This window comes from Streptomyces sp. NRRL S-920 (assembly GCF_000717945.1).
Classification (GTDB): domain Bacteria; phylum Actinomycetota; class Actinomycetes; order Streptomycetales; family Streptomycetaceae; genus Streptomyces; species Streptomyces alboniger.
In genome coordinates this window covers 65,504-92,143 of the sequence record NZ_JODF01000014.1, presented here as the reverse complement: position 1 = coordinate 92,143, position 26,640 = coordinate 65,504, and the positions used below count along the sequence as shown (strand labels likewise).

Sequence of the window (26,640 nt, the reverse complement as noted above, 5' to 3'; positions counted from 1 at the left end):
CCCCTGATCTCGCGGGGCTCGCGCGGAACGGTTTTGCTCAGCAAGGTCTCTCACTACCTGTACGGCTGTACCCCTCTGAAAGGAGTTGTTCTGCATAATGCGTCGCTTTCGTGTACTGCTGCTGACCGTCCTGGTGCTGGTCGCGGGCTCGGTGATGTCGTCCGCTCCGGCCTCCGCCGTCATCGGCGGGAAGAAGAGCACCTACGGCCCGTGGGCGGTGCGCATGCTCGTTGACGGCAAACCGGCGTGCACCGGGACAGCGGTCGCCCGCCAGTGGATCCTCACCGCCTCGCACTGCTTCTACGAGCAGGCACGGCCGGTCCCCGACCGGCGGATCTCCTTCCGGGTGGGCCATCTCGACATGCGGAGGGGCACCACGGTCCGACCCATACCCCGTAAGCGCGTGGGCAGCGCGCACGCCGACATGATGCTCGTCAAGGTCGCGCCGATGAATGTCCCCACGGCCCGCCTGGCCACGGTCGGCGTCCGCCGCGGCCAGGTCGTGCGGCAGTACGGGTGGGGCGCCACCTGCACCACGGACGAGAGCGCCTGCCAGTCTCCCGTCCTCAAGCAGTCGGACCTGAAGGTCGTACGGCCCAACGACCCGCTGTGCGCGGGTCATACCGCACCGGGCGGCCCCGACTTCTGCATGAAGAAAGTGTCCGGGATCCCCGCCGGGGGCGACTCCGGAGGCCCGGTGATGACCATCGGCCCCCGTGGCACCGAAACCCTCATCGGCGTCTTCAACGGCTCCGACCGGGAGAAGAGCGCGGAGGCCGGGGAGGTCTCCCAGCAACTCTCCTGGATCCGCTCGGTCATTCGGCGCTAGCGCCGGCACAGCACGCGGCGCCGGTAGGGCTCCGGCGCCGCGTCATCGAGACCGACATCGTGCCCGGGTCGACCCGGCTCGTACCCGGGTCGTACCCGAGTGGCTGACCGGCCGTTGGCCCTCTGGACGTCCCGCGCACTGCTGCACAGCTGATTCCGCACGGAAGGCGGCCCGCACGGGTAGTTCTCCGCCGAGTCGGGCGGGGAAGGCCGGGAGCGCCTGGTCGTTACGCACGTGGAACCCCGTAGGGCGTATCCCCGCGGGGGAGGGAGCGAGCGGGGGTTGGGGCGGGCGTGCTGGCCACTGTGCGCTCCCTCGTGCACCCGACGAGCCGTCCCCATCGCACTGACCCGGATGTCCAGGCGGTGCCAGGCTGTCACCATCGGCTGCCATGACCTCTCTCGGTGGCCCCACCAACTTCACTCCCGACACCTGCGTCTTGGGTACCGACGGCATCGACTGGAGTTCCATAGCCTCCGCGGAGGCTATGAGCGCCTTCTGCGGCATCATGGCGGGCTTTGTCTTCGCCGGTCTCGTCACCGTCATCGGGCAGAAGAATTCCCCGGGCGGGGACGGCCACGCGTCACGCGGTCTGAAGCTCTTCCTGCCCTGCTTCATCGGCCTCGCGACGGCCTCGTACCTGTACGCCCTTACGGCCGGGGAGCTGGTGTGCACCCGGGCCGTCACGGAACAGCTCTTCTCCGGAGCCATCCTCGCCGCGGACGCTCTGATCGTGGTGGTCGCGCTTGCCTGGCTCTTGCCGGCCTACGACCGCAACAAGCACGGTGAAGTCCGCTTCTTCCGAGGCTTGGTGCAGTTCGCCGCGCAGTTCTCGATGCTGATGGTCATCGTGTCCGCCGACGGGTTCAACAACTCGGTGCTCGAGCGGCACGTCGCCGGGTGGGTCACCGCATTCGTATACGGCGGCGGCGCTGTCTTCATGGCCGCAATCTTCTTCGTCTGGCGGAAACCTCTCCCCCCGGCTCCGCCACCACCCACACCGCTGCCCAACGGAGTTACCGCAGCTGGATGGCCCGCACACTGGCGCGACGAGGTCCTCCTGAACCGTCACGTACAGGTCGCGGCGAGGACTGCCGTGGCGGCGGGCGGCCTCCTTGCCGTCGCCGGTGGCTGTGTCGTGGGCATCGCCTGGAACCACTGGACGTCGATGGCACCGTGGCTGGCCTACACGCTCTCCGGAATCACCCTCATGCTGCCCGGACTCGTCATCATCGCAGCGGTACGGGCCGCTCCCCGAGCCTGACCGGCTGTGCGCGTCCCCGTCCGGTAGGCCTCTGCGCGCGGCCGCCCGACCGGGCCTGACTCGTACTGTTCTTGTGCGGAAGTGAGGGTTGCCGGGAGGTCGATGCCCGGATCCTCACTCAGACCGTTTGCCCCGTGCGCGGAGGGCCGCCTCCAGACGGGCGATGTCTTCGGCGTCCTTGGTCCGCCGAGGCCGGGAAGGATCCCAGACGGGTGTCATCCGCTTGATCTCGATCTGGGCCTGCGGACTGACGATCGCGCACTCCAGCTCACCCATACGACCCATACCGGCATCGAGCATTCCTTCAGGCCAGGGGGCACCGGCCCAAGGCCCCCCGGCCACCACCACACGGTCGGCCGCATCCCGGTCCAGGAGCGTAAAGCTGCTCTCCAGACCGTCCTTGACGAAGTCGAGCTGCAAGTCGGGCGGCGACCCCTGGACCGTGCGATAACCGTGCCGCAGGGCCGCTCCTGCCAGGTCAGCGGCATCGTCCGCCCAGGCGAACCAGTCGATGTCCTCATGGTCCCGCGTGATCTCGCCGAGGAAGAAGTCCATGGCCCACCCACCGCGGAGCCACACCGGGATCCCAAGAGCGCCGGTAACCTCCAGGGTTTCAGCGATCAGGCTGAGCTGTTGATCAGCACGTCCCATATCCACAGCGCGCAGGTTACCCGGCAACTGCTCTGGTCGGCGCCCTCCCGCCGCAACGCGGCCTTCACGTACGACAGCCTGGGCCGCACCGAGACCCTCATGGACGGCCGAAGTCCGGCGAGGCACCTGGTCGACCTCGCCTATGCCTACGGATACGCGCCGGGCGCCTCCTCTACGCCGCCGAGAGCAAGGACGCCACGGGAGTACTCCTACAGCCCACGCGGCGTCACCCCGACTGGTCCTCCCTGCCTACCCGCCGGGGCTCCTGCACGGGGTCGTCCAGCCCTACCGGTCCGCCGGCAGTTACCAGGACACCACCTGCCTGTACCACTTCTCGGCCCGCACTCTATGCCGAGGGAGCTGGCGGCGAGCGTCGCAGGATTTTTTGCCGGTGCCGCTTCCGGTTCGGCATGCGAGACCGTCATGCTGGGATGCTCCGTACCGACGGCTGGAGCCTCCGCTGTCGGCGGCCAAGCCGTGTGCCTGGACTAATCAAGGACCGCAGTGCCGGGCGGCACAACAGAGAACGGAGGCGCGAATGGAAGACAACTATTTCAAGAGGGCAAGGACGACATCCCGGCTCTTCATGCTCTCTACCATCTTCGCCATATGTGGCGCGTGCGTCGGCCTTGCCCTGACCGTAGCCGACAAACCGGCAGGCCTGGGGATAGTGGCGATTTTCGCAGTCATTTGGGGAGTGGGCTATCTGGCCCGGCGGAGGGTGACGCGTGACGAACTGTGAGATCCGCCCGGCAGCAACGCGGCCCCGACCACGTCTGGTCGGGGCCGCAGCCACAACATTGACCGCAGTCGACCAGGATCAGAGACAGGGCAGTACAAGCTGCCGTCGACCGTGATCAAGTACGGAACAACGCCTAGCAGGGCCCGTCACGCAGAGGGCAGTCGGCACCAACTCAGGCCACGTACGTTATGCCGACCCCAGCACCAGCTGTCACTCCGCAGCGCCGACTGAATGGCCACGGCACCGCCCACGCTTGGGCAGGCACCCAACAATCTCACCGCCACGGACATCTACCTCCTCAACCCGGCCCGTGCCGGATGCCCCACGAAGTGACCTGTCCCCGTGGGCGGGTAGGCGGAGATCAGTTCACCACCACACTCAAGGAGAACGGTCCACTCCGGTTACCCCGTACTATCGCTACGGTAGGCACCTGCGCACTAAAGTCTGCCGCCATCCCGCCGACACCGGTCCGGGAAAGCACATATGTGCAGCAGGCCCGCCACATCCGGCCTCAGGTCCAGGAAAGGTTGTGCGCCCCATGTCCGAGAGTGTTTCCGCTTCCGAACTGACATCGCAGTACGCGGCTCAAGTACGTGCCGACCTCGAACACAACGCCAAGGAACAACAACGCCTGGGAGCGGAAATCGCCGCTCTACAGGAGCAGTTGGAAGCCCACCAGCGCAACCACGCGGTGCTGGTGAGCATCCAGCAGGCCATCGGCGCCGCACCGGCTTCCGCGGAGCCTGCGGCCCCGGCGGCCGGCACCAAGGTGCCCGCCCCGCGCGCCACGAAGAAGACCACCGAGGCCGATGCGACCAAGCGGGGGCGGGCCAAGAAGACAAAGGCCGCCCCCAAGCCCCGTCGTGGCACAACCAAGCCGGCTGCCGAGAAGGGTTCCGGTAAGGCCGCCGCATCCACGAAGTCAACACAGCCGACACTGGTCGACCTGATTCGCAACCACCTCTGCGAGCAGAGCGAACCACGCTCGGCGGCGGAGATCGCCGCAGCTCTCGCTCAGGCCCATCCTGACCGCAGCGTCAAGACGACCGTGGTGCGCACCACGGTCGAGGGGCTGGTGGCCAAGAGCCAGGCGCAGCGCAACAAGCAGGGCTCGTCCGTCTTCTACACGGCTTCCGCGGTGCCGGATCAGGCGGCTCAGCCGAAGCCGGAGGAACAGCCCGCTCAAGCCGGTGCGTGACACCGCCGAGGCACGCACGCCCCTGACGGTCGCTGGGTCCTGAGCAGGGACGCCCGGGCGGTCAGTTGAGTAATCCGCGGGAGCAAAGAGTCCCGGCCCCGTTCGGCCGGGACTTGCTCGTGCTCCGCTGTCAGGGGCGTGGCTGATGGCTGAGAGCGCGCGTCGCCGTGGGATCCATTCCCGGGTGACTGCCGAGGGTTTACGTCACGCCCGCAGCTCTAAATGGCGCGCTCCTCAACAGAACCCCGGGCTTCCGGGTGACCCGAATCGTCGGCCGAGGCCGAGGCCGCGGCACGCAGCGCCGCCTCGACCCGGCGGTTGCTGGTCATGGTCGCGGTGACGGCGGTCATGGTGAGGAGGAGGCCGGCGGCGGCGTAGAGCGGGGTGCGTACGTCGTAGGCGGTGGCCAGCCAGCCGCCGAGGAAGGCGCCGAACGGGGCGGCGCACATGGCGAGCATGCGGGATCAGGCGGGCGGGGACGATCGCCTGCCGCAGGGAAGGGCCGAGCACCATCGTGGCGCCCATGCCCGCTCCGCAGACGGCGAGCGCGAGGCCGGCGACGTACGGGTTGGGGGCGACGGCGAGGCCCAGGATGGCGAGTCCCTCGACCGCGGCCGTGCAGGTGAGCGCGGTGCCGGTGCCGAGGCGTCGGCCGAGGAAGGACGCGATGCCCGCGCCGAGCAGACCGCCGGTGGCCTCCGCCGTGAGGAGCAGTCCGAAGCCGAAGGCGCCGATGCCGAGACGGTCGTGCGCGAAGAGGGCGAGTACGGTCTCCACGGCGAGGAAGGCGATGTTCCCGACCGCCGGTCGCAGCGCGAGCCCGAGCAGCAGCCGATCCCGGAAGACGTACGAGGCACCGGCCCGCGCCTGCCGCAGCAGCGACTCGCGGACCTGCGGGACGGGCCGGGGCGCGGCGGGAAGCGATCGTACGAGCAGTGCGGAGAGGGCGAACGACACCGCGTCGGCGAGCAGCGGGACCGCCCGTCCGAGTGCGAGCAGGGCGCTTCCCGCGGGCGGTCCCGCGAAGCCGGACGCGGCGGTCTGGGTGCCGCGCAGGCGGGAGTTGGCGCGCTCCAGGAGCGCGGGGTCGCGGCCGAGCAGATCCGGCAGGTAGGCCGTGGCGGCCGTGTCGAAGAAGAGCCCGCCGAGGCCGAGCAGGAAGGCGACGGCCGCGAGCAGGGGGATGCTCAGTACGTCGAGCGCGGCCGCTGCCGCCGGTACCGCGAGCAGCAGCGCGCGTGCCGCGTCCGCCACCCACATCGTGCGCCGACGGTCCCAGCGGTCCACCAGCGCACCGCCGAGCACCCCGAAGAGCAGCCACGGCAGCGTTCCGGCGGCGGTGACGACGGCGAGTGCCATCGGGTCCCGCGTCAGCGCCAGGGCGAGCAGCGGCAGCGCGGCATGTGACACCCCGTCACCGAGCGAGGACACCGTCTGTGCGGTCCACAGCCGTGCAAAACCGGTCGGCAACTTTCGTATATCTGAGGTCACTTGGCGTCCCCCTCGGCCTGCTTGCGCGATGCCGGGTGGAACAGGGCGAAGACGAGTGACGCGTCCGGCAGTGACGGATCGGACAGCTCTCGGTACTCGTCCGCCAACGCTTGCAGCCGCGCCCCCAGCTCCGCGAACTGCTCCTCGGTGAGCCGTAGGTGCGCCATGCGTACGTGCCGCTCGGCATGCGCAGGCGCCGCTTCCAGGTCCGCCACCGCATGCCGCATCAGGAAGTCCGGCCCTCCCTCGCCCGGATCGGGCAGGACGATCGACCGCGCGGCCATCGCGTAGTACCGCTCGGTCACTCCCCGGACCTTGCGCGTCCGTACCACCTTGATCAGGCCTGCCCGTTCGAGCAGCCGTACGTGGTAGCTGGAGCTGCCCTTCGCGAGGCCCACTCGCTCGGCGATCTGCGTGATCGTCGCGGGCTCGAAGCGGAGCACCGCCATGATGCGGTGGCGCGTGAGATTGGAAACGGCGCGTAGTTGGTCGTCCGTGGTGACGTGGAACGCCTCGGGAAGATCATCGGTGGTCATGGCCCCAATGGTCAACACTTCTTGACCATTGGGCAACAGGTTTTCTGTTCCGGTCCCGGCCAAGCGGGACGGTGTGTCAGATCTTGGCGAGTGGGACGGTGTGTCAGATCTTGGCGAGCCGGTCCACCAGCAGTTCCAGCCTCCGCTCGGCGTCCGCCGGTGGCAGCCGCCCCGCCCGGGTCAGCGTCGCCAGCCCGTGCAGGGCCGCCCAGAACACCTCGGTGAACAGTCCGGGGTGTACGCCGTCCCCGGCGACCTCATCGAGGTTCTCCAGCAGGGCGGCGAAAGCGTCCTTCAGAGGCTCCGGGGTGTCCTCCCGCGCGAACGCCAGGCCACCGTCCAGTTGGAACATGGCGTCATAGACCGCCGGGTTGTTTTCGGCGAAGTCGAGGTAGGCGCGGCCAAGAGTCATGACCCGAGCGCGCGGGCCGTGCGCGGCCGAGGCCGCGGCCCGCAGTGCCGCGGCCATCTCCGCGGCCCCCTCAAGGGCCACGGCGCCGATGATCTCGCGCTTGCCGCGGAAGTGGCTGTAGAGAACGGGCTGGCTGTACTCGATGCGCTCGGCGAGTCGGCGGGTGGTGACCGCGTCCCAGCCCTGCTGCTCGGCGAGTTCGCGGGCCGTCGCCACGATGAGACGTTCGCGGCCCGCCCGTTCGCGCTCCTTGCGTTCCTGTACCGACATGATTCGACCCTAGCACCGCTAGACAATCGAGCGGCAGCAGGACTAGCGTTGCCACATCACCTAGCAACGCTAGACTCCAGAAGGGGCCATCATGCTCAACGCACTTGAGGTCTTCACCACCGTGGTTGTCGGCGTGATGGTGGGGGTGGAGTTCTCCGTAGCCTTCTTCGTCAACCCGATCCTGGCGGGCCTTCCCGGCGACAACGGCCTGCGCGGCCGCACCCACGGGGCCCGGCTGCTCGGCGCCGTGATGCCGTTCTGGTACATCGGCTCACTGGTGCTCGCCGCGGTCTGGGCCGTCGCCGGATGGGACCACCACGGCGCCGGGCTCGTCGTCACCGCCGCCGCGCTGCTGATTCTCAGCATGGTCCTGTCGATCCTGCTCCTCGTGCCGATCAACAACCGGGTCAAGACGTGGACCGCCGACGGCCTGCCCGCCGACTGGAAGCAGCAGATGAACCGCTGGGACCGCTTCCACTACGTCCGCGTCGCCGTCATCATCGCCGCTTTCACCCTGCTCGTCGCGGCCCGCGCCTGAGCCCGCGGGCCGCCTGCCTTCTCGTCACCGAACGTGGGCCAACAAGGTCCGCAAGACGGTCTCGGCGTGTGTCCAGAGCAAGGAACCACCGGCAGTGGGAAGCAGGTGCCTGGTCGCCGTCGGGATCATCTGGGCGAGCGATTCACCCAGATCCGGAGAGTGGGTGGGGCTGGTGTCCTGCCGGCCGTACCAGAGGTCGACCGGGACGGCGATGTCGGCGGGGTCGAACGGCCAACGGCCCGTCGCCAGGACGGTGTCACGGGCGTAACCTGCCGGGCCCTGGCTGAACGCCTCATCCATCGCGCGCCGGAAAGCGGTCTGGAAGATTGGGTCGGTGTAGACCGTCCGATCCACCTCGGGACTTGTCGTGATGATCAAGTCCCACAGCGTGTCGGCGCTGCCGAAGTCGGCGAAGGAGGCCTCGGCGGCGCCGGGGTCGGCCGCCACGGCGTCAACCATGCCCCTCACCTGGGGGTTCAGCGAGTGGGCGAAGCGAGGATGCGCGAGTTCGTCGCTGCCTGACACTACGGCCACCGCGTCCACCAGACCGTTTGCCGCCAGGGCGAGGGCGAACGGCGCCCCCTGCGAGAATCCCACCGCCAACGGCGCTCGCAGGGACCGCTCTTGGAGGAGGTGCCGGATGTCGGCGACCCAACTGGTCAGGGTCCGGTCGGGGTCCGGGTCGGAGGCGCCGAGGCCGGGCCGGTCCACGCTGATGAGCCGGACACCTGCCGCGTCAACGACGTCACCGCCGAAAGCGAGCCACCTGCTGGTGGCCGCCCCCGGGCACAACAGCACCGGCGTGCCGTCGACCGGCCCCCACTCCGCCCATCCCAGGAGACGACCGTCCGGCAACTGGCTCTGTCCGAGCCTCGCTGGTTCGCTTACGCCATAATCCATGATCCTTATTGTCCTCGACCCGCAAGCCCCGATTTGATCAGCGGCGCGTCCCGCACGACTTCCCGGAACCCGACCCCCTCGTACAGCCCGCGCGCCTGAGGATGCCCCGGCGCGCCCAGGCAGGCGACCGTCACATGAGTGGCCCCGGCCGCCCGGGCCCGACGCATCCCGTGCAGAAGCATCGCCCGTGCCAGCCCCATACGCCGGTAATCCGGATGCGTGCCGACGGGTTCGAACTCGGCGGTCCTGTTCACCTCGTCGAGCCACATGATCGTCGAGGACGCCATTGTTCCGTCCGGCGCCTCCACCAGGATGTGCAGGTCGCCGCGGTACGGCGCTGTCTGCCGTACGCCCTCGTAGCTCTCGGCCGTGTACGGCGAGGGGGACCAGGCGTCCAGATGTGCCTGGACCGCGGCCGCCGGTCCGGCCTCGTCCGCGGTGCGGAACCGGAATCCGGCCGGCAGCACCGCCTCCTCCACCTCGGTGAGGCCCCGCTCAAAGAGCTGGCTCCAGCACCCGTCGTCGCCGAGCGCGGTGGGGTCGGTCCGGTAACCGTGCGCCGCCCACCGGTTCAGGGCGAACTCATCGGCGGCGCTCGGCAGCACCGTACGCTCCAAGCCCGCCGCCACACTGTCGTACCAGTCGATCACCTCGTCGACCAATGCCGGCTGGTCGGGATGGACTTGATAGGCGAGGTAAGCCCCGGTGACGTCCTTCACCGACCCGTCGTTCATTCGCACCCTGCGCGGAAGATGGACCCAGCCCCACGCCACCGGAATCCCGCCGGAGAACCACATCCGACGCCGCCAGCTCGCTCCGGCGCCGGCGTGCCCCTTGCCCCAGTTCCAGGCCAGCTCCCCGAACGACGCGTCACTGTTCACCAGGTCCGGGCGGATGGCGGTGACGCGTTGCGCCAAATCCTGCATCAACTGGACGTCTGCGGCGGTCACATGCTCGGAGTTCCCCATGGCTCACCACTGTGTCAGGACCCTCGTCAAGCCGTCGATCCGTTTTTTACGAGGGCCTCAACTCACAAGGGCCTCTGCACCGTGAAGAAGTCGATGAGCGCTCGGGCGACCCGGTCGGGCGCGTTCTCCGTGGGGATGTGATCCGCGCCCGGGATGCGGACGACCGTCGTGTGCGGGATCTCCGACGCGAAACGCTCGGCGTACTCCACCTTCTCGTGGAGGTCGTCCTCGCCCCAGATGAGCAACTTGGGTGTGGCGGACCGCCGTAGTGCGGGGACGAGGTCAAGTGTGTAGCGGCTGTCGGCCGCACCCGCCATGGCCATCCAGGAGCGGCGGACCCGCCCGTCGGTCCACGGATCCACGTAGTCCGCGATCAGCCGCTCGGTGGCGGCACCGGCCAGCGCCCTCGTCACCGCCTCCCGACGAGCGGCGAGCACTCCCTCGGTCGTGTCCGCGTCCCGGAACCGGGCCACGTGGGGCGCCGGCCAGGAGTCGTAGAGAACCGAGTTGACCAGGGCCAGCCGGGACACCTCCAGCCGGTCGCGGGCGAGGAGGTGCTGGGCGATGGCGCCGCCGATGTCATGACCTGCCAGGGCGATCGGTCCGGAGAGGTTCAGCGCGGACGCGAATCGCGTCACCCATTCCGCAAGGGCTGGGACGGTGGCCGTCTCCGGGGTCAGCTCACCCCCCGAACGCCCCAGTCCGGGGAGATCGACCGCAAGAGGCCGTAACCCCGCATCGGCGAGCCCACCGAGCACCGGGAGCCAGACCCGACTCCAGTACGTTCCGTGGAGAAGCAGTACGGGTGGGCCGTCCTGCTCCACGGTCAGATAGCTGGCCATTTCGCCATCGACCCGGACCGTGGTCCTCAGCACTCCGGTCGCGGCCGTCACGATGGTCCCAGCGGTCCCAGTGGTTTCGGTAGCTTCGGTGGGTTCGCTCATGAGACCACCGTGGTCGGCGTCGGCTTCCTCGCCGAGAGTCTGGAAAGACACTCACCAGTACTTTGCTGCCAGGCGGCTCCGGGCCGCACGTCAATGCCGTGTGTTGCTCGGGCTCCGCGTCCGGGCAGAGATGGGACGAATCTCGGACGGACCTTGAGGCGGCTGGTGAGGTGGTCGTACCCCGTCTAGGGTCCCAGCCGAGAGGGTGGTGGGGATGTCGCTGGAGTTCGGCTTGCTCGGCACGATCGAGGCGCGCGTGGACGGCCTTCCCGTGGACGTGGGGCACACTCGGCAGCGCTGCGTGCTGGCCGCCCTGCTCGTGGACGCCAACCGGTCGGTCGCGGTCGACGAACTCATCGACCGCGTCTGGGGGGACCGGCCCCCGCAACGGGCGAGGGGAACGCTGTACGGCTACTTGTCCCGGCTGCGCCAGGCGCTGGCCTCCGCCGCCGCCAAGGACGTCGCCCTCACACGGCAGCCCGGCGGCTATGTCCTGGGCATTGATGCGGCGGCCGTGGATCTCCATCGTTTCCGGGATCTGGTCGCACAGGCCCGCACCGTCGACGACGAGCAGGCGGCTGTGCTGATGGGAGAGGCGCTGGGGCTGTGGAGGGGAGAGGCGTTCGCCACTGTGGACACCCCGTGGTTCTGCGATCTGCGGCAAGTGCTCGAGCGGGAACGGCTGTCGGCCGAGCTGGACAGCGTCGACATCCGATTACGGGGTGGCCTGCACGGAGAGCTGCTGCCCGACCTCACCACGCGCGCGCGGGAACACGCGCTGGACGAGCGCGTGGCCGGTCAGCTCATGCTCGCCCTGTATCGCAGTGGACGCCCAGCCGATGCCCTCAACCACTACCAGGCTCTACGGGGGCGTCTCGCCGAGGAGTTGGGCATCGACCCCGCGCCCGCGCTACAGGACCTGTACCAGCAGATCCTCATCGCGGATCCCCGGCTCGCGGTGCCCACCCCGAGCCGCGCCGAGCCTCCACACGAGCACCAGAACCAGCATCCGGCAAGCACGACGACAGTGGCGCCCCACCAACTGCCCGCCCCGCCGCCCCTATTCACCGGGCGCGAGGGCGAACTCGTACGCCTGGGGAAACTTTTGACCCCCCGCGGCGAGCCGGACGGCGGCAGTGTGCTGATCGCGGCCGTCTGCGGCACCGGTGGCGTCGGCAAGACCTGGCTGGCGCTGCGCTGGGCCCACGACCAGCACGAGTCCTTCCCCGGCGGCCAGTTGTACGCGGACCTTCGCGGCTTCGTCCCCTCCGGTGAACCGGTGGACCCGTACGCCGTCATGCGGGGCTTCCTCGAAGCTCTCGGCGCCGACCCCACCACCCTTCCCACCACCCCGCAGGCCCAGGCCGCGCTGTACCGAAGCCTCACGACGGGGCGACGGCTGCTGATCGTGCTCGACAACGTCCGCGACACCGACCAGGTCGTTCCCCTGCTCCCCGGCAGCCCCACCTGCACGGTCCTGGTCACCAGCCGCCACCAGCTCCTCGGACTCACCGCCTCCCACGGCGCCGGCCACCTCTCCCTGGACACGCTCGACGACACCGAGGCGCACGACCTGCTCGTCCACCGCCTCGGCGCCGAGCGGGTCGCCGCGGAGCCCGCCGCCGCGGCGGAGCTGATCCGGCACTGCGCCGGGCTCCCCCTCGCCATCAGCGTTCTCGCCGCCCGCGTCACCACGAACCCCATGCTCGATCTGACCGCGCTGGTGGCCGAAGTGCGTGACACCGCGACCCGGCTCGACGCCCTGGAGACCGGCGAGGTGTCCAGCGACGTACGCACCGTCTTCGCCTCTTCCTACCGCGCCCTCGACGCCGATTCGGCCCAGGTGTTCCGCCAGCTCGCCCAGGCACCCGGCTCCGACATCGGCCTGCCCGCCGCCGCCAGCCTCACCGCTCTCCCCCCGGCCCGGCTCCGCACGCGCCTGCGCCGCCTCCAGGCCTACCACCTCGTCCAGGAGCGCGTCCCGGGCCGTTTCACCTGCCACGACCTGTTACGCGCGTACGCCCTGGAGCTGGCGGAGGCCGCGGCGCCCGCCGACGAAGCCGAAGCGGCGCTCACCCGGGTCCTCGATCACTACGCGCACACGGCGTACGCGGCCGACCGGCTCCTGCTCCCCCACCGCGACCCGCTCCGCCCGGCGACGGCGTCCGACGGCACGCGCCCCGAGGAGTTCGCCACGCACGACCTGGCGCTGGAGTGGTTCGCGTCCGAGCACGCCGTCCTGACCGCGACCATCGAGCACGCCACGCGCACCGGACACTATGCGCAGGCGTGGCGGCTGGCCTGGGCGTTCACCACGTTCCTGGCCCGCCGGGGGCGCTGGGCCGACGTCGCGGCCGTGCACACCACCGCCCTCACCGCCGCGGCCCGCACCGAGGACGCGGCCGCCCAGGCCGAGTCCCACCGCGCGCTCGCCTGGGCCTGCACCGAGACCGGCCGCTTCGACGACGCCCACCGCGAACTGGCCCGCGCGCTCGACCTCTCGGAGACGAGCGGCGATCTCCTCTCCACCGGGCACACCCATCTCGCCCTGGGCTGGCTGTACGAACGCCAGGGCGACAGGAGCGCCGCCCTTCGGCACGACGGGCGTGCCGTGGAGGCGTTCACCGCGATCGGGAACCTCGCGGGGAGGGCTCGCGCCCTGAACGCGGTGGCCTGGGACCACGCCCAGCTCGGGGAGTACGTCACGTCGGTCCGCCACTGCGAGGAAGCGCTGGCCATCCAGCGCGAGCTGGGCGACGAACGGGGCCGGGCAGGCACCTGGGACACCCTCGGATACGCGTACCACCAACTCGGCGACCACACGAAGGCCATCGCCTGCTACGAACACAGCCTGGACCTCAACCGCGCGCTGAGCCACCGGTACAACGAGGCCGAGACCCTGGTCCACCTGGGCCGGGCCCACCAGGCGACGGGCGCTCCCGAACCGGCCAAGGAAGCTTTGAACCAGGCCCTCGCCATCTACCTCGACATCCACGCCCCCGAACCGGAGGTGGATGAGATCCGCACGCTCCTGCGCGAAATCGACAGCACACCGGAGTCCGACGGCCGGGACACCCCCTGACCGTGTAACCGCGTCCTCGCGGGAGTCACCGGGCGCGGACCGCGTCGCGCAGCGCGGTGTGCGCGTCGCGGCTGCGCTCCCGGCCGGCGGCAAGGGCGGCTTCGACCTCGTCACTGAAGTGCTGGTCATGTACGTCCCCGAGGGGGATGTCGCTCAGATCGATGGCCGACCACGCGGTCTCGACCGCGATATCGACGAGATGGGGGTCGGTCGTGGTGAGCGCGAGACGGTCGAAGGCCTGGGTGACGGCCGAGCGGGCTCGGTACATGTCGGCCCGGCGTTCTCTCGTACGGGACTCGCCGTCACGCAGGTCGGCGATCTGTAGCCAGTACAGCTCCCGGAAGGCCAGGGCTGCCGCGAGGAGTTGTGCGGTTGCCTCCTGAACCCGCTGGCGGTGCTCGGCGGCGCGGGCGCGGCGGTCCGTCCAATGAGCGGAGAGACCGGCCAGGGCGGCACCGCCGAGCGTGCCGAGCACGGCGATCAGGGTGGACCACATCGGTCTCTCCTTGGGCCAGGGACCGGGGAGTTGAGTGCCGACCGCGACGACGGATCGTCAGGGCTGTCGCGACAGTATCCCTGTATCCCTGTATCAAGGAGGGCCCGCGTGGATCAAGGGCGCTGCATTTGAACGCCGCGGGGTGTCAGCGGTGTGTCAGGGCGGTCTGTGAGGCTCCGGTCCGGTACGTCGACGCTCCGGGAGTGGGTCCGTATGCGCAGTGGCAGAGTCCATGGCCGTGTCAGCACAGGCCGATGGTCGCTCGCGTGGCTTCTGGTCACCGTGCTGGCCGTGCTCGGCGTCCTGGTGGCGCCCCGGACCGCGACGGCCGCGGCGTCGGCGGCCGACACCCCGGTCAACCTCCTCAACGTCCACAGCGGCAGATGCATGGAGGTGGAGAACTCCTCCAACGCCGACGGGGCGAGGATCCGGCAGTGGGACTGCGAGGGCCAGCCGGGCGCGCGCTGGCTCATCCGGCCCTCGGCCGCCTCGACCCACGCCGTCAACATCGTGAACGCGCACAGCGGCAAGTGCCTGGCCGTACGGACGGACGCGCCCTCGGTCGGCACCTCCGCTCCGCGTGTCGAACAGTGGGGCTGCGCCGGATCGCCCGGGATCGACTTCGAGATCGACAGCCGTACGGACTCCGCCTGGATCCTCTCCAGGACGACCACGCCGACGCGCTGCCTGGAGGTGGAGAACTCCGCCGAGCGCCGCGGCGCGCCCATCGTGCTCTCGACCTGTGCGAACCAGAAGGGGATCGCCTTCCAGCAGCGGCCGGACCGCACCGGCAACGACATCCGGCGCGATGACCTGTCCGCCCTGTACGGGTACGACAACGGATCGGTCTCGCTGTTCCGCTTTCCCACGAGCAGCGCGGGCGGCTTCGAGGTCCCGGACGTGCCGTGGAGCTCCCCCGCCGACTCCTGGGACTTCTCCCAGAGCCGGATGACCTCGGGGGACTTCAACGGCGACGGCCGCAGGGACGCGGCCCTGCTGCGGGGCCACGGCGACGGCTCCATCGCGCTGCTCACGATGCTCGGCACGGCGGACGGCGGGTACGCGGCCCCGTTCAAGTCGTGGGAGCGACCGCCGGGCAACTGGTGGGGCAACCAGGTCCAGTTGACCGCCGGGGACTACGACGGCGACGGCCGCGACGAGGCCATGGCCCTGTACGGGTACGGCGACGGCAGCGCCGCCCTGTTCAGCTTCCGCACCACGCAGGAGGGCGCCTTCCAGGTGCCCTCCACTCCCTGGAGGGCACCCGCCGGCACCTGGGACTTCGCCCAGAGCCGTATCGCCACGGGCGATTTCGACACGGACGGCCGCCAGGACGTCGTACTTTTCAAGGGCACCGCGAACGGCGCCGCCGAACTGCTCACCCTCACCGGCACCGCGGACGGCGGGCTCTCCGCGCCGCTCAAGTCCTGGGAGCGACCGCCGGGCAACTGGTGGGGCAGCCAGGTGAAGCTGGCGGCCGGTGACCACGACGGCGACGGCCACGACGAGTTGATCGCCATGTACGGCTATGACAATGGGGCCGTGTCCCTGTTCCGGTTCGCGACCACCGGGGACGGCGGCTTCCAGGTGCCCACCGCGCCGTGGAGCGCCCCGGCCGGCACCTGGACGTTCTCGCACAGCCACATGGTCTCCGGCGACTACAACGGCGACGGGCGGCGGGACATCGCACTGTTCAAGGGGACGGTGGACGGGGCGGCCGCGCTACTCACCCTCCTCGGCACCGCCGACGGCCGGCTCGTGTCACCGTTCACGTCCTGGCAGCGGCCACCGGGCAACTGGTGGGGCCACCGCGTGCTGATGGTCTGAAGCTGTCGCGCCTAGCCCAACCAGGTCACATCTGCGCCCGACTCTCCCCTCGCCCCGTGCGTCCGCATGACCGGTGCGAGCCGGGCGGACGATGTTGGTGTCCGGTATGCCGTGCCGGTGGTCACGTCGGTACCGGACAGGTGCGAGAGCGAGGGAGACCCCGATGGCGGAACTGTTCATCGACGGGGAGTGGACCGGTGCCGTCCAGGGCGCGCGGCGGGACGTGGTCAATCCGTACGACGCGTCCGTCATCCAGCAGGTCGACGACGCGGACGAGGCCGACGTCGACCTCGCCGTACGCGCCGCCCGGCGCGCGTTCGACCGCGGCGAGTGGGCGTCCGCGCCCACCCGGGAGCGGGCCGACGTCCTGCTCAGGGTGTCGCGGTTCCTCCTGCGGGACCAGGAGGAGATCGCCCACGTCGAGTCCCTGGACACCGGCAAGACACTCGCCGAGGCGCGCATCGACGTCGAGGACGTCTCGAACGCCTTCCGCTACTTCGCCGAGATCGCCGACAAGGACGGCGGCCGGGTCGTGGACGTCGGCCCCGACGTGCTCAGCCGCGTCACCTACCACCCCATCGGGGTCTGCGCGCTCATCGCGCCATGGAACTACCCGCTGCTCCAGGCCTCCTGGAAGGTCGCCCCCGCCCTGGTCGCGGGCAACACCTTCGTACTCAAGCCCAGCGAGACGACGCCGCTCTCCACGATCCACATGATCCGGCTCATCGCGGAGGCGGGAGCGCCGGCCGGGGTCGCGAACCTCGTACTCGGTCCGGGCGCCACCGTCGGCGCGGCGATGTCCGCCCACTCCGACGTGGACCTGGTGTCCTTCACCGGTGGTCTGGCCACCGGGCGCCGCATCATGGAGGCGTGCGCGCCGGGCGTGAAGAACCTCGCGCTGGAGCTGGGCGGCAAGAACCCCAACGTGGTCTTCGCCGACTGCGACTTCGACGCCGCCGTCGACCACGCGCTCGAGGCATCGTTCCTGCACTCCGGGCAGGTCTGTTCGGCGGGCTCCCGGCTCCTGGTGGAGGACTCCCTGCACGACCGGTTCGTGGAGCGGCTCGCCGCCCGCGCGGGGACCATCCGGCTCGGCAACGGCCTCGACCCGCAGACCGAGAGCGGGCCGCTCAGCTCGGCGGAGCACCGGGAGAAGGTCGAGAGCTATCTGGAGATCGCCCGTGACGAGGGCGCCCGTCTCGTGTGCGGCGGCCGCCGACCGGAGGACCCCGAGCTGTCGCGCGGCTTCTTCCTGCTGCCCACCATCTACGCCGACTGCGACCGCTCCATGCGGATCGTGCAGGAGGAGGTCTTCGGCCCGGTGGTCACCGTGGAGCGGTTCCGCGGCGAGGACGAGGCCGTGGAGCTGGCCAACGACACCCGTTACGGCCTGGCCGGCGGTGTGTGGACGAACGACGCGAGCCGCGCCCAGCGGGTCGCGGCACGACTGCGGCACGGCACGGTCTGGATCAACGACTTCCATCCGTACGTGCCCCAGGCCGAGTGGGGCGGCTTCGGCCGCTCCGGTTTCGGCCGGGAGCTAGGGCCCACCGGCCTGCGCGAATACCAGGAGGCCAAGCACATCTACCAGAACCTCAGGCCGGGTGTCTCCGGCTGGTTCAAGGGCTGAGCGGGCAGGGCGAGAGCAAAGGCGACGGCATGCACGACGAGACGACGACCTACGACTACCTGATCATCGGAGGCGGTACGGCCGGCTCCGTACTGGCCGCGCGGCTGAGCGAGGACCCGGGCTGCCGGGTGTGCGTGGTGGAGGGCGGGCCCAGCGATGTGGGTGACGACCGCATCCTTCGGCTGCGCAACTGGATCAACTTGCTGGACTCCGAGTTCGACTACGGCTACACGACCGAGGAGCAGCCGCGCGGCAACTCGCACATCCTGCACTCCCGGGCCCGCGTGCTCGGCGGCTGCTCCTCGCACAACACGCTGATCAGCTTTATGCCGTTCCCGCAGGACCTCGACGAGTGGGTGGCGGCCGGCTGCGACGGCTGGGGCCCGGAGACGATCCTGCCGTACCGGTCACGGCTCCAGAACAACATCGTGCCGGTCGGGGCCGCCGACCGTAACGCGATCGCCGAGGACTTCGTGACGGCGGCCACCACCCGGCTCGGCGTCCCGGTCGTCGAGGACTTCAACGCCCGCCCCTTCACCGACGGCGCCGGGTTCTTCTCCCTCGCCTACGACCCGCGGACCAACACCCGCTCCTCCGCCTCGGTCGCGTATCTGCACCCCATCATGGACCGCCCGAACCTGACACTGCGCCTGGAGACCTGGGCGTACCGGCTGCTGCCCGACAGCGAGGGGCGCTTCACCCGCGTCCAGGTGCGCAACGCCGACGGCTCCGTGTCGACGCTGGAGGCCGAGGCGGAGGTGCTGCTCTGCGCCGGCGCGATCGACACGCCGCGGCTGCTGCTGCTCTCCGGCATCGGCCCCGCCGACCAGCTGCGCGAGCTGGGCATCGAGGTCCGCGCCGATCTGCCCGGTGTCGGCGAGAACCTGCTCGACCACCCCGAGTCGGTGATGGTGTGGGAGACCCGCGGCCCGCTGCCGCCCAACTCGGCCATGGACTCCGACGCCGGTCTCTTCCTGCGCCGTGACGCCGCGGGCGGCCCGCGCCCCGACCTGATGTTCCACTTCTACCAAGTGCCGTTCACCATCAACACCGAACGCCTCGGCTACCCGGTCCCCGAGCACGGCGTCTGCATGACGCCGAACGTGCCGCGCGCCCGGTCCGTCGGCCGCATGTGGCTGCGCAGCGCGGACCCCACCGTCAAACCGGCCCTGGACTTCCGGTACTTCACCGATCCGGACGGGTACGACGAGCGCACGATCGTCGACGGGCTGCGCATCGCCCGCGAGGTGGCCGCCACCGCGCCGTTCAGCGACTGGCTGCTGCGCGAGGTGGCGCCGGGCCCGGACGTGCAGTCGGACGCGGACCTGTCCGAGTACGGGCGCCGGGCCGCGCACACCGTCTACCACCCGGCCGGTACCTGTCGGATGGGCGCCGAGGACGATCCGATGGCGGTGGTCGATCCGCAGCTGAGGCTGCGCGGTCACGACGGGCTGCGCATCGTGGACGCCTCCATCTTCCCCACCATGCCGACCATCAACCCGATGGTCACCGTGCTGCTCGCCGCCGAGCGCGCGGCGGATCTCATCAGCGCCCGGCCGGCTCCGCAGCCGCTGGGTGCGGAAGGGGCGGGCCAGTGACCGCTCCCGTTCCCGGGGCGCCGGACAGCACGGCGAAGACCGGCCAGGGCGAAGAGGAATCGGAGTTCCGCAAGGACATGGGGCCGTGGGCGAACTTCGCCCTGGGCTTCACCTACCTCTCCCCCGTCGTCAGCACGTACACCCTCTTCGGCACGGCCCTCGCCGACGGCGGGCCCCCGATGATCTGGGCCTTCGTCATGGCGGGCTGCGGGCAGTTCCTCGTGGCGCTGGTCTTCGGGGAGGTCGTCGCGCAGTATCCCGTGGCGGGCGGTGTCTATCCGTGGGCGCGGCGGCTGTGGGGCAAGCGCTGGGCCTGGATGACCGGGTGGGTGTACATGTGGGCGCTGCTCGTGACGATCACGAGTGTCGCGTACGGTGCCGGGCCCTACATCGCGATCCTGCTCGGGTTCGACGCCACGGTGCACACCACCGTGCTGTGCACGATCGGTCTGATCCTCGTCGCGGTGATCATCAACTACGCCGGTACGAAGGCCCTTTCGTGGGCGGCGCTGATCGGCTTCGGCGCGGAGCTGATCGGTGCCCTCGTCGTCGGCATCATCCTCTTGGTCACGCACCGCTTCCACGGTCTCGGTGTGCTCTTCGACGACTTCGGCGCCGCCGGGGACGGCTCCTATCTGCCCGTCTTCCTCGGGGCGGCGATCATCGGCTTCTACCAGTACTACGGTTTCGAGGCCTGCGGTGATGTGGCCGAGGAGGTCAAGCACCCCGGCAAGGTGATTCCCAAGGCGATGCGCCGCACCATCTACGTCGGCGGGGCGGCGGCGACGTTCACCTGCCTGACGCTGCTGCTGGCCGTCGTCGACTACGAGGCGGTGATCTCCGGAAAGGACGCCGACCCGGCCGTCAGGATCCTCTTCGACGCCCTCGGCGAGGCGGGCGCGCGGGTGGTGATGGCCGTGGTCCTCATCTCCTTCCTGTCCTGCACGATCAGTCTCCAGGCCGCTGCCGGGCGGCTGATCTACTCGTACGCGCGCGACGAAATGATCATCGGCCACCGGCTCCTGCGGAAGTTCTCGCCGACCCGTGCGGTCCCCGAGTACGCGCTGCTGGTCGCCGCGGTGATCCCGGCGCTGATCGCGGTGGGCTCCCTGATCTCGACGGACGCTCTCACCAAGATCGTCTCCTTTGCGATCCTCGGCATCTACGCCGCCTTCCAGATGGTCGTCCTGGCCGCGCTGCGGGCCCGTCTGAAGGGGTGGAAGCCGAGCGGCGAGTACCGTCTCGGCCGCTGGGGCCTGCTGGTCAACATCGGGGCCTTCGCCTACGGGATCTTCGCCATCGTCACCATCGCCTGGCCCCGCACCCCCGAAGCCGCTTGGTACGACAACTGGATCGTGCTGCTGGGCGGCGGCGTGGTGGTGGCCGTGGGTCTGCTGTACATGTTCACCACGCGTCACTACGGGCGCAGCGACGCTCCCTCGGACAACGCGATCCCCGACTAGACCGCCCTCAAATGCGGTGTTTTCTGTGAGCCCACCCATAGGGGCCACATCACATGCTAACGACGGTAGTGGTCGCCCCGCGGCCCGTACGAAGGGCCGGGAGCCCCTTGTACGGGCCGCCCGACCCGGTGACCTGCGATCCCGGGTAGTACGTCACACCCTTGCGTCCTTCTCCGGGCGCCCCGACTCTGGCTGAGGTCCCGGCGAGCCGATCTCGTCCCGGACGGATCCCCCGCTCCCCCGAGCACCCCCTCCCCGCACAGCCTGGAGAGTCACCCCCGTATGGCCACCACCCGGACGCAGACCCGTAGCACCGCCCGCTTCCGCAAGATCTCCTTCGCCGGCATAGCCACCGCCGGTGCCGCCGCCGCGGCCCTCACGCTGGTGCCCTCGGCCGCCCACGCCGCGGAGGCGACCGGCACGAGCGCCTCGGTGTCGCGGGCGGCGGCGGTCAAGGCGGGGCAGGCCGACAACCTCGACGGCTGGATCCGCGAGGCCCTCGGCATCATGAAGGCCAAGGGCATCCCCGGTACCTACGAGGGTCTGCACCGCAACATCATGCGCGAGTCCGCGGGCAACCCGAACGCCCAGAACGGCTGGGACGTGAACGCCCAGAACGGCACCCCGTCCAAGGGGCTCCTCCAGGTCATCCAGCCCACCTTCGACGCGTACCACGTCGAGGGCACCGCCAACGACCTGACCGACCCGGTGGCCAACATCGCCGCGGCCGCCAACTACGCGGCCGACAAGTACGGCTCCATCGACAACGTCGACTCCGCGTACTGAGCCACCGGCCGGGCAACCGTAGGACGGGCCGAGGTCCGTCCCGTGATCCGGATGCGGTACGAAGTCCTCTGTGAACGAAGAGATCCAGCCCGCGACCGTACGTGTCTTCATCGCCCTCGCCCCGCCGGACGAGGCGAAGCAGGAACTGGCGAGGGAGCTGGGCCCCGCCTACCACGCCCACCCGCGGATGCGGTGGAACCGCATCGAGGACTGGCACATCACCCTGGCCTTCCTCGGCGAGGTGCCCACCGCGGTGATTCCCCTGCTGCGCCCGCCGCTCGCGGACCTCGCGGCGGCGCGCCGCCCCCTCACGCTGGCTCTTCGCGGTGGCGGGCACTTCGACGAACGCGTGTTGTGGAGCGGGATCGACGGGGACCGCGAGGAGCTGCACCTGCTCGCCACCGAGGTGCGCACGGTGGTCAAGGAGTGTGGGGTCGCCTTCGCGGAGCGCCCCTTCCGTCCGCACCTGACGCTGGCCAGGGCCAGGCGGGACACGCCGTCGTGCGCGGTGGAGGCCGCGGCCGGACTCACCGGCTTCGCCGGCCGCCCGTGGCAGACCGAACGCCTGCATCTGGTGGGCAGCAACATCGGCCGCGGCCCCGGCCCGATCCACTACCGCGACATCACCGCCTGGCGCTTCGGCGGCCCGGCTCGGCCGACGGCCGCGGAGCCGGTGTCACTGTGAGGCTCGCCGGCGAGGTGCCGGTCAGTCCTTGTCGACATGTTCGCGCAGGATCTTGCGGTTCGTCGCGTCGATGTCGAACGTCGTCTTGTTCCAGGTGTCGGTCGACACGACGTCGACGGACCACTTGGGCGTGCCCCCGTCGGTGTCGTCGAGTTCGACTGAGCTGACCGTGCCCTTGGTCTTGTCCGTCGCGGTCTGCGCGGCCTGCTCGGGCGTGACCGTGGCCTTCTTCAGCCGGTCCGCCAGCTCGGTCTTGTCGCCCGCGTCCTGGTCCGCGTCGGCGCGTGCCTGGCCGGCCTTGCCGGTGACCGCGTCGACGTCGACGGTGTGCTTGGCGCCGTCGCTCGTCGCGACCTCGGTCTCCCACTTGGGGCTGTCGGCCGGCCCCTTGAGTTCGACCGAGACCGGCTTCGACTTGTCCACCGCCGCCAGCGCCGTGCGCAGCGCCTCCTGGTAGCCGACCTTGGCCTTCGGGATGAGTGCCTTGCGCTCGGCCTGGTCCTCGGTGAGGGAGCCGTTGCCCGCCGACGGGGAGGCCGCCGGTGTGGGCGTCCGCGCGGTCTTGGCCGCGTCGGTCGTCGTGCCGCCGTCGTCGTCATCGCCGCAGCCCGTGAGCAGGGCCGCCGCCGCGGCCGCGACGCACACCATGCCGACGCCCCGGGAGACCGGCGGACGTCCGCGCCTGGGGACAGAACTGTTCCGTTTAGTGACCATACGGGCACGTTAAGGCAGATATCTCACCGGCGCCTCAACGGCTGAGCCGAGGGGGGTAACCACCGGCGTGCCGCCCGCCGACCGCGGCGATCTCTTACGCCATCCGAGAACCGGACCTGTCCAAGATCGCGTGTAACGGACGACCGCATCACCACTCTCACAAGACAGGCAACTCGGGTGGCAGTTATATCCAGGGGCGCGGCGGCCGTGATAGCCGTCGCGATGTCCGGCGCACTGGTCGCGGGGGTGGCCTCGGCCGACTCCGGGCCACGGCCGGATCACAGGGCGGGCCAGGGCGCGAGCACCGGTCCGAAGGGCAAGAACAGTTCGGGGGCGCGGGGCGAGCGGACGACGACCGTCACGCTGATCACCGGCGACCGGGTGGTCGTCGGGGCGGGAAGCAGGAAGGTCGTCCGGCTGCTGCGCGGCAAGGGCCGCGAGCAGGTCTCGATCTCGGTGCGGCGCGAGGGCGGGCACCTGTACGTCGTACCGCAGGACGCCCAGTCGCTGATCGCCGCGGGCAAGCTGGACCGGCGGCTCTTCGACGTCACCCAGCTCGTCAAGGACAAGTACGACGACGCACACCGCACCTCGCTGCCGCTGATCGTCGGATACCGGCCCGGCCGGGTCAACGCTCGCAGCGGCGGCGACCTCTTGAAGAGCCACGCGCGCGACCGCCGTACGCTGCCCGCGATCGGCGGCGAGGCGTTCGACACCCCCAAGTCCGGTACGGGGGGCCTCTGGTCGGCGCTCACCGGCGGCACCGGCACGGGGGGCGCGCGTATGAACGCGCGTCCCGCCGTCGTCCCGGCGATCGCGCACGTCTGGCTGGACGCCAAGGTCCGCCCCGCTCTCGACAAGAGCGTGCCGCAGATCGGCGCCCCGACCATGTGGAGGGCCGGTTACACCGGCAAGGGCGTCAAGGTGGCCGTTCTGGACACCGGCGTCGACCAGACGCACCCGGACCTCAAGGGTGTCGAGGTCACCGAGAAGAACTTCACCATCTCGCCCGACGCCAAGGACCGCATGGGCCACGGCACGCATGTCGCCTCGACCCTCGCGGGTTCCGGAGCGAGGTCGGGCGGCAAGTACAAGGGCGTGGCGCCCGACGTACGGATCCTCGACGGCAAGGTCATCTCCGAGGAGGAGGGCGCGGGCACCGACTCCAGCGTCGCCGCCGGGATGCAGTGGGCCGTCGACAGCGGTGCCAAGGTCGTCAACATGAGCCTGGGCGGTTCGGACACGCCGGGGACGGGACCGCTGGAGGAGGCCGTGGCCCGACTCTCGGACCAGGCGCTCTTCGTCGCCTCCGCGGGCAACGACGGCCCCGAGGAGGGCACGTTGACCACGCCGGGCAGCGCCCCCGACGCCCTGACCGTCGGCTCGGTCGACAAGCAGGATCACATCGCGGAGACCTCCAGCCGCGGCCCGAACGCCGACGGGATCACCAAGCCGGACCTCACCGCGCCCGGTGTGGAGATCACCGCCGCGGCCTCCACGGAGAACCCGAACGAGCCCGGGGACGAGGGCTATGTCTCCATGTCGGGTACGTCGATGGCGGCCCCGCACGTGTCCGGGTCCGCCGCCATGCTCCTCCAGCAGCACCCGACGTGGACGGGCCGGCAGGTCAAGGCCGCGCTGACCGGCTCCGCCAAGCCCGATCCCACGCTCAACGCCCACCAGCAGGGAGCGGGCCGGGTCGATCTGACGCGCGCCGTCTCCGCGAGCGTCGTCTCCTCGCCCGGCTCGCTCTCCTTCGGCACGCAGGCCTGGCCGCACACCGACGACAAGCCGGTCGGCAAGACCCTCACCTACCGCAACTACGGCACCAAGCCGGTCACCCTCACCCTGTCCACCGCCACCGCGGACCCGGCGGGCCGGCCGGCTCCCGCGGGCATGTTCACCGTCAAGGACACCAAGCTCACCGTCCCGGCCGAGGGCACCGCGAAGACCACTGTCACCGCGAACACCAAGCTCGGCGGTGCCAACGGCACCTACGGCGGGACGGTGCTCGCCGAGGGTGACGGCCAGTCGGTGCGGACCGGTCTCGTCGTCGACCGTGAGGTCGAGTCGTACAACCTCACCGTGGCGCACCTCGATGTCGACGGGACGGACTCGACCCACTACATCACCACGCTCACCGACCGCGCCACGCAGAAGAAGTTCACGGTCCCCTTCCGTGACGGCCCGGCCGCCGTGCGGCTGCCCAAGGGCACGTACGCGCTGGAGAGTTCCGTCTACGGGCTGACCACGAGCTTCGCGGTCTTCGTCCAGCCGGAGCTGAGGATCGGCGGGGACCAGAAGGTCACGCTGGACTCCCGCAAGGCCAAGCCGGTGGCCGTCACGGCCCCGGATCCGAACGCGCGCGTGACCACGTCGAACATCAGCTACGACGACCAGGGCGCCGGGATCTCGGCCAACTGGAGCCTCGGCAGCGGCGCCACCGTGCGCACCGCCGGGCTCGGCCCGGACTCCCCCACCTTCAACGCCCAGTACAACGGCGTCTGGAAGGTGCCGGGGGCAGCGGGGAAGAAGACCGACTACCGGCTGGGCTTCACGCGTACCGGCAGCTGGTTCCCCGGTCTCAAGCACACCGTCACCGCGGCGGAGGTCGCCGAGGTGAAGGTGGGCGTCGGCGCCTCCGCCACCGGCCGCAAGGGCACGCTCTCGGCCACGCCGATCGGCGCGAACGACTACGGCCCGCCCCTTCAGCCGTCGGCCGAGCTGAAGCTCCCGTTCTCGGGGACGAGTTACCTCAACACCAAGGGGCTGCGCTGGATGTGGGGTATGGCGCAGCTCGACGACGCGGGCGAGCCGCGCATCAATTACGGCACGGGCCCGGTCGCGTACAAGGCGGGCAAGCGCTACACGCTGAACTTCAACACCGGTGTGGTGGGACCCGACCTCAAGGCCGACGACAGGCAGGGGGCGCGCCGCGCGGGCAACGCCATGGACGCGTACGTCCTCCTGTTCAACGACGGCGCGGGGCACGCGGGTGACTCCGCGATGAGCGGCGGCTTCACCCGGCTGGAGTCGGGTGGTCGCGTCGTCGCCGAGGGCGGGCCGGGCGCGCTCAACGCCGAACTGCCCAGCGCTTCCGCCCCCTACCGCCTGACCATGGAGGCCGGCCGCGCGGCCAAGGACACCGCGACGAGCACGAAGGTGGCCGTGGCGTGGACGTTCACGTCGGGCAAGACGCCGAGCGAGCCTCCCACCGCGCTGCCGCTGTCCACCGTCCGCCTCGCACCGAAGCTGGCGCTGAACGGCACGGCCCGGGCGGGCAGCACTCTGACGGTGCCGCTGAAGGTGGCCGGTGCCGCGGCCGGTGCCGGCAAGGTCGCCTCGCTGACCGTGAAGGTGTCCTACGACGGCGGCAGGACCTGGAAGGCGGCCACCGTCACGACCGATGACAAGGGCGCGCGCTCGGCGAGCGTGCGGCATCCGGCGACGGCCAAGGCCGTGTCGTACCGGGTGTATCTGAAGGACACGTCCGGCAACACCATGACCGAGACGATCTCGAACGCGTACCGGCTCGTCCCGTAGCGCGTTCATGCCCTCCCGCCTGGCATTCCTAGGGGTATTAGGTTTAACCTAATACCCCTAGGGGCCGATCCCA

General features: G+C 70.2%; 21 protein-coding genes and 1 pseudogene. 13 read left to right on the top strand and 9 right to left on the bottom strand.

Annotated features, from left to right (window positions below):
* Positions 1 to 97 precede the first annotated feature (97 nt).
* Both IG54_RS0112850 and IG54_RS0112845 read left to right on the top strand, forming a co-directional pair.
* Positions 98 to 829, top strand: coding sequence for a trypsin-like serine protease (locus IG54_RS0112850; RefSeq protein WP_030781747.1), 732 nt, complete (start codon positions 98 to 100; stop codon positions 827 to 829).
* 391 nt (positions 830 to 1,220) lie between these two features.
* On the top strand, positions 1,221 to 2,093 hold the full coding sequence (locus tag IG54_RS0112845) for a hypothetical protein (protein ID WP_030781744.1): 873 nt from the start codon (positions 1,221 to 1,223) through the stop codon (positions 2,091 to 2,093).
* A 114-nt stretch (positions 2,094 to 2,207) separates the two neighbouring features.
* Here IG54_RS0112845 and IG54_RS0112840 read toward each other — a convergent pair whose 3' ends face one another.
* Positions 2,208 to 2,744, bottom strand: a complete 537-nt coding sequence (locus IG54_RS0112840) for a nucleotidyltransferase domain-containing protein (RefSeq protein WP_037896972.1) — start codon at positions 2,742 to 2,744, stop codon at positions 2,208 to 2,210.
* A gap of 538 nt (positions 2,745 to 3,282) precedes the next feature.
* On the opposite strand from IG54_RS0112840, the gene IG54_RS0112835 reads away from it, so the two are divergent.
* Together IG54_RS0112835 and IG54_RS0112830 are read left to right on the top strand one after the other, a co-directional pair.
* Complete coding sequence (locus IG54_RS0112835) at positions 3,283 to 3,486, top strand: hypothetical protein (protein ID WP_030781733.1); 204 nt, start codon at positions 3,283 to 3,285, stop codon at positions 3,484 to 3,486.
* A 538-nt stretch (positions 3,487 to 4,024) separates the two neighbouring features.
* A complete protein-coding gene (locus IG54_RS0112830) occupies positions 4,025 to 4,684 on the top strand; it encodes a hypothetical protein (RefSeq protein ID WP_030781730.1) in 660 nt (219 codons plus the stop codon).
* Between the two features lie 218 nt (positions 4,685 to 4,902).
* On the opposite strand, the pseudogene IG54_RS37895 reads toward IG54_RS0112830, so the two are convergent.
* The 3 genes and pseudogenes from IG54_RS37895 to IG54_RS0112815 all read right to left on the bottom strand — a co-directional run bounded on the left by IG54_RS37895 (position 4,903) and on the right by IG54_RS0112815 (position 7,393).
* A pseudogene (locus tag IG54_RS37895) lies at positions 4,903 to 6,175 on the bottom strand (MFS transporter).
* Positions 6,172 to 6,711, bottom strand: coding sequence for an ArsR/SmtB family transcription factor (locus IG54_RS0112820; protein ID WP_030781727.1), 540 nt, complete (start codon positions 6,709 to 6,711; stop codon positions 6,172 to 6,174). Before IG54_RS0112820 ends, IG54_RS37895 begins: the two are co-directional and overlap by 4 nt.
* 103 nt (positions 6,712 to 6,814) lie before the next feature.
* Positions 6,815 to 7,393: a TetR/AcrR family transcriptional regulator gene (locus IG54_RS0112815; protein WP_030781725.1), complete on the bottom strand. Its 579-nt coding sequence runs from the start codon at positions 7,391 to 7,393 to the stop codon at positions 6,815 to 6,817.
* A gap of 91 nt (positions 7,394 to 7,484) precedes the next feature.
* On the opposite strand from IG54_RS0112815, the gene IG54_RS0112810 reads away from it, so the two are divergent.
* Entirely contained in the window at positions 7,485 to 7,931 is a 447-nt protein-coding gene (locus tag IG54_RS0112810) for a DUF1772 domain-containing protein (protein WP_030781722.1), read from the top strand.
* 24 nt (positions 7,932 to 7,955) lie between these two features.
* Here IG54_RS0112810 and IG54_RS0112805 read toward each other — a convergent pair whose 3' ends face one another.
* From IG54_RS0112805 to IG54_RS0112795, 3 genes are all read right to left on the bottom strand, one after another.
* Entirely contained in the window at positions 7,956 to 8,831 is an 876-nt protein-coding gene (locus IG54_RS0112805) for an alpha/beta fold hydrolase (protein ID WP_030781718.1), read from the bottom strand.
* Positions 8,832 to 8,836: 5 nt separating this feature from the next.
* Positions 8,837 to 9,799 carry a GNAT family N-acetyltransferase gene (locus IG54_RS0112800; protein WP_030781715.1) on the bottom strand — a complete coding sequence of 321 codons (963 nt, stop codon included), beginning with the start codon at positions 9,797 to 9,799 and terminating at the stop codon, positions 8,837 to 8,839.
* Positions 9,800 to 9,861: 62 nt separating this feature from the next.
* On the bottom strand, positions 9,862 to 10,743 hold the full coding sequence (locus tag IG54_RS0112795; RefSeq protein ID WP_078594034.1) for an alpha/beta fold hydrolase: 882 nt from the start codon (positions 10,741 to 10,743) through the stop codon (positions 9,862 to 9,864).
* A gap of 214 nt (positions 10,744 to 10,957) precedes the next feature.
* Between IG54_RS0112795 and IG54_RS0112790 the strand changes: the two genes are divergently transcribed.
* The gene (locus IG54_RS0112790; protein ID WP_030781711.1) at positions 10,958 to 13,825 is read left to right on the top strand and encodes an AfsR/SARP family transcriptional regulator; all 2,868 of its coding nucleotides are present in this window, start codon (positions 10,958 to 10,960) and stop codon (positions 13,823 to 13,825) included.
* A 25-nt stretch (positions 13,826 to 13,850) separates the two neighbouring features.
* On the opposite strand, the gene IG54_RS0112785 is transcribed toward IG54_RS0112790, so the two are convergent.
* A complete protein-coding gene (locus IG54_RS0112785; protein ID WP_037896969.1) occupies positions 13,851 to 14,321 on the bottom strand; it encodes a hypothetical protein in 471 nt (156 codons plus the stop codon).
* A gap of 213 nt (positions 14,322 to 14,534) precedes the next feature.
* Between IG54_RS0112785 and IG54_RS39245 the strand changes: the two genes are divergently transcribed.
* From IG54_RS39245 to thpR, 6 genes are all read left to right on the top strand, one after another.
* Complete coding sequence (locus IG54_RS39245) at positions 14,535 to 16,148, top strand: RICIN domain-containing protein (RefSeq protein ID WP_051819475.1); 1,614 nt, start codon at positions 14,535 to 14,537, stop codon at positions 16,146 to 16,148.
* A gap of 163 nt (positions 16,149 to 16,311) precedes the next feature.
* The gene (locus IG54_RS0112775) at positions 16,312 to 17,778 is read left to right on the top strand and encodes an aldehyde dehydrogenase family protein (RefSeq protein WP_030781702.1); all 1,467 of its coding nucleotides are present in this window, start codon (positions 16,312 to 16,314) and stop codon (positions 17,776 to 17,778) included.
* A 29-nt stretch (positions 17,779 to 17,807) separates the two neighbouring features.
* On the top strand, positions 17,808 to 19,376 hold the full coding sequence (locus IG54_RS0112770) for a GMC family oxidoreductase (RefSeq protein WP_030781699.1): 1,569 nt from the start codon (positions 17,808 to 17,810) through the stop codon (positions 19,374 to 19,376).
* Positions 19,373 to 20,839: an APC family permease gene (locus tag IG54_RS0112765; RefSeq protein WP_234336133.1), complete on the top strand. Its 1,467-nt coding sequence runs from the start codon at positions 19,373 to 19,375 to the stop codon at positions 20,837 to 20,839. The genes IG54_RS0112770 and IG54_RS0112765 overlap by 4 nt, the downstream gene beginning before the upstream one ends.
* Positions 20,840 to 21,121: 282 nt before the next feature.
* Positions 21,122 to 21,625 (top strand): transglycosylase SLT domain-containing protein, encoded by a 504-nt coding sequence (locus tag IG54_RS0112760; protein ID WP_030781693.1) that lies wholly within the window; start codon positions 21,122 to 21,124, stop codon positions 21,623 to 21,625.
* Positions 21,626 to 21,695: 70 nt separating this feature from the next.
* The gene (gene thpR, locus IG54_RS0112755) at positions 21,696 to 22,310 is read left to right on the top strand and encodes an RNA 2',3'-cyclic phosphodiesterase (RefSeq protein ID WP_030781691.1); all 615 of its coding nucleotides are present in this window, start codon (positions 21,696 to 21,698) and stop codon (positions 22,308 to 22,310) included.
* A gap of 21 nt (positions 22,311 to 22,331) precedes the next feature.
* Here thpR and IG54_RS0112750 read toward each other — a convergent pair whose 3' ends face one another.
* On the bottom strand, positions 22,332 to 23,024 hold the full coding sequence (locus IG54_RS0112750; RefSeq protein WP_234336131.1) for a PepSY domain-containing protein: 693 nt from the start codon (positions 23,022 to 23,024) through the stop codon (positions 22,332 to 22,334).
* A gap of 177 nt (positions 23,025 to 23,201) precedes the next feature.
* Between IG54_RS0112750 and IG54_RS0112745 the strand changes: the two genes are divergently transcribed.
* Positions 23,202 to 26,567 (top strand): S8 family peptidase, encoded by a 3,366-nt coding sequence (locus IG54_RS0112745; RefSeq protein ID WP_158708863.1) that lies wholly within the window; start codon positions 23,202 to 23,204, stop codon positions 26,565 to 26,567.
* The last annotated feature ends 73 nt before the right edge of the window (positions 26,568 to 26,640 follow it).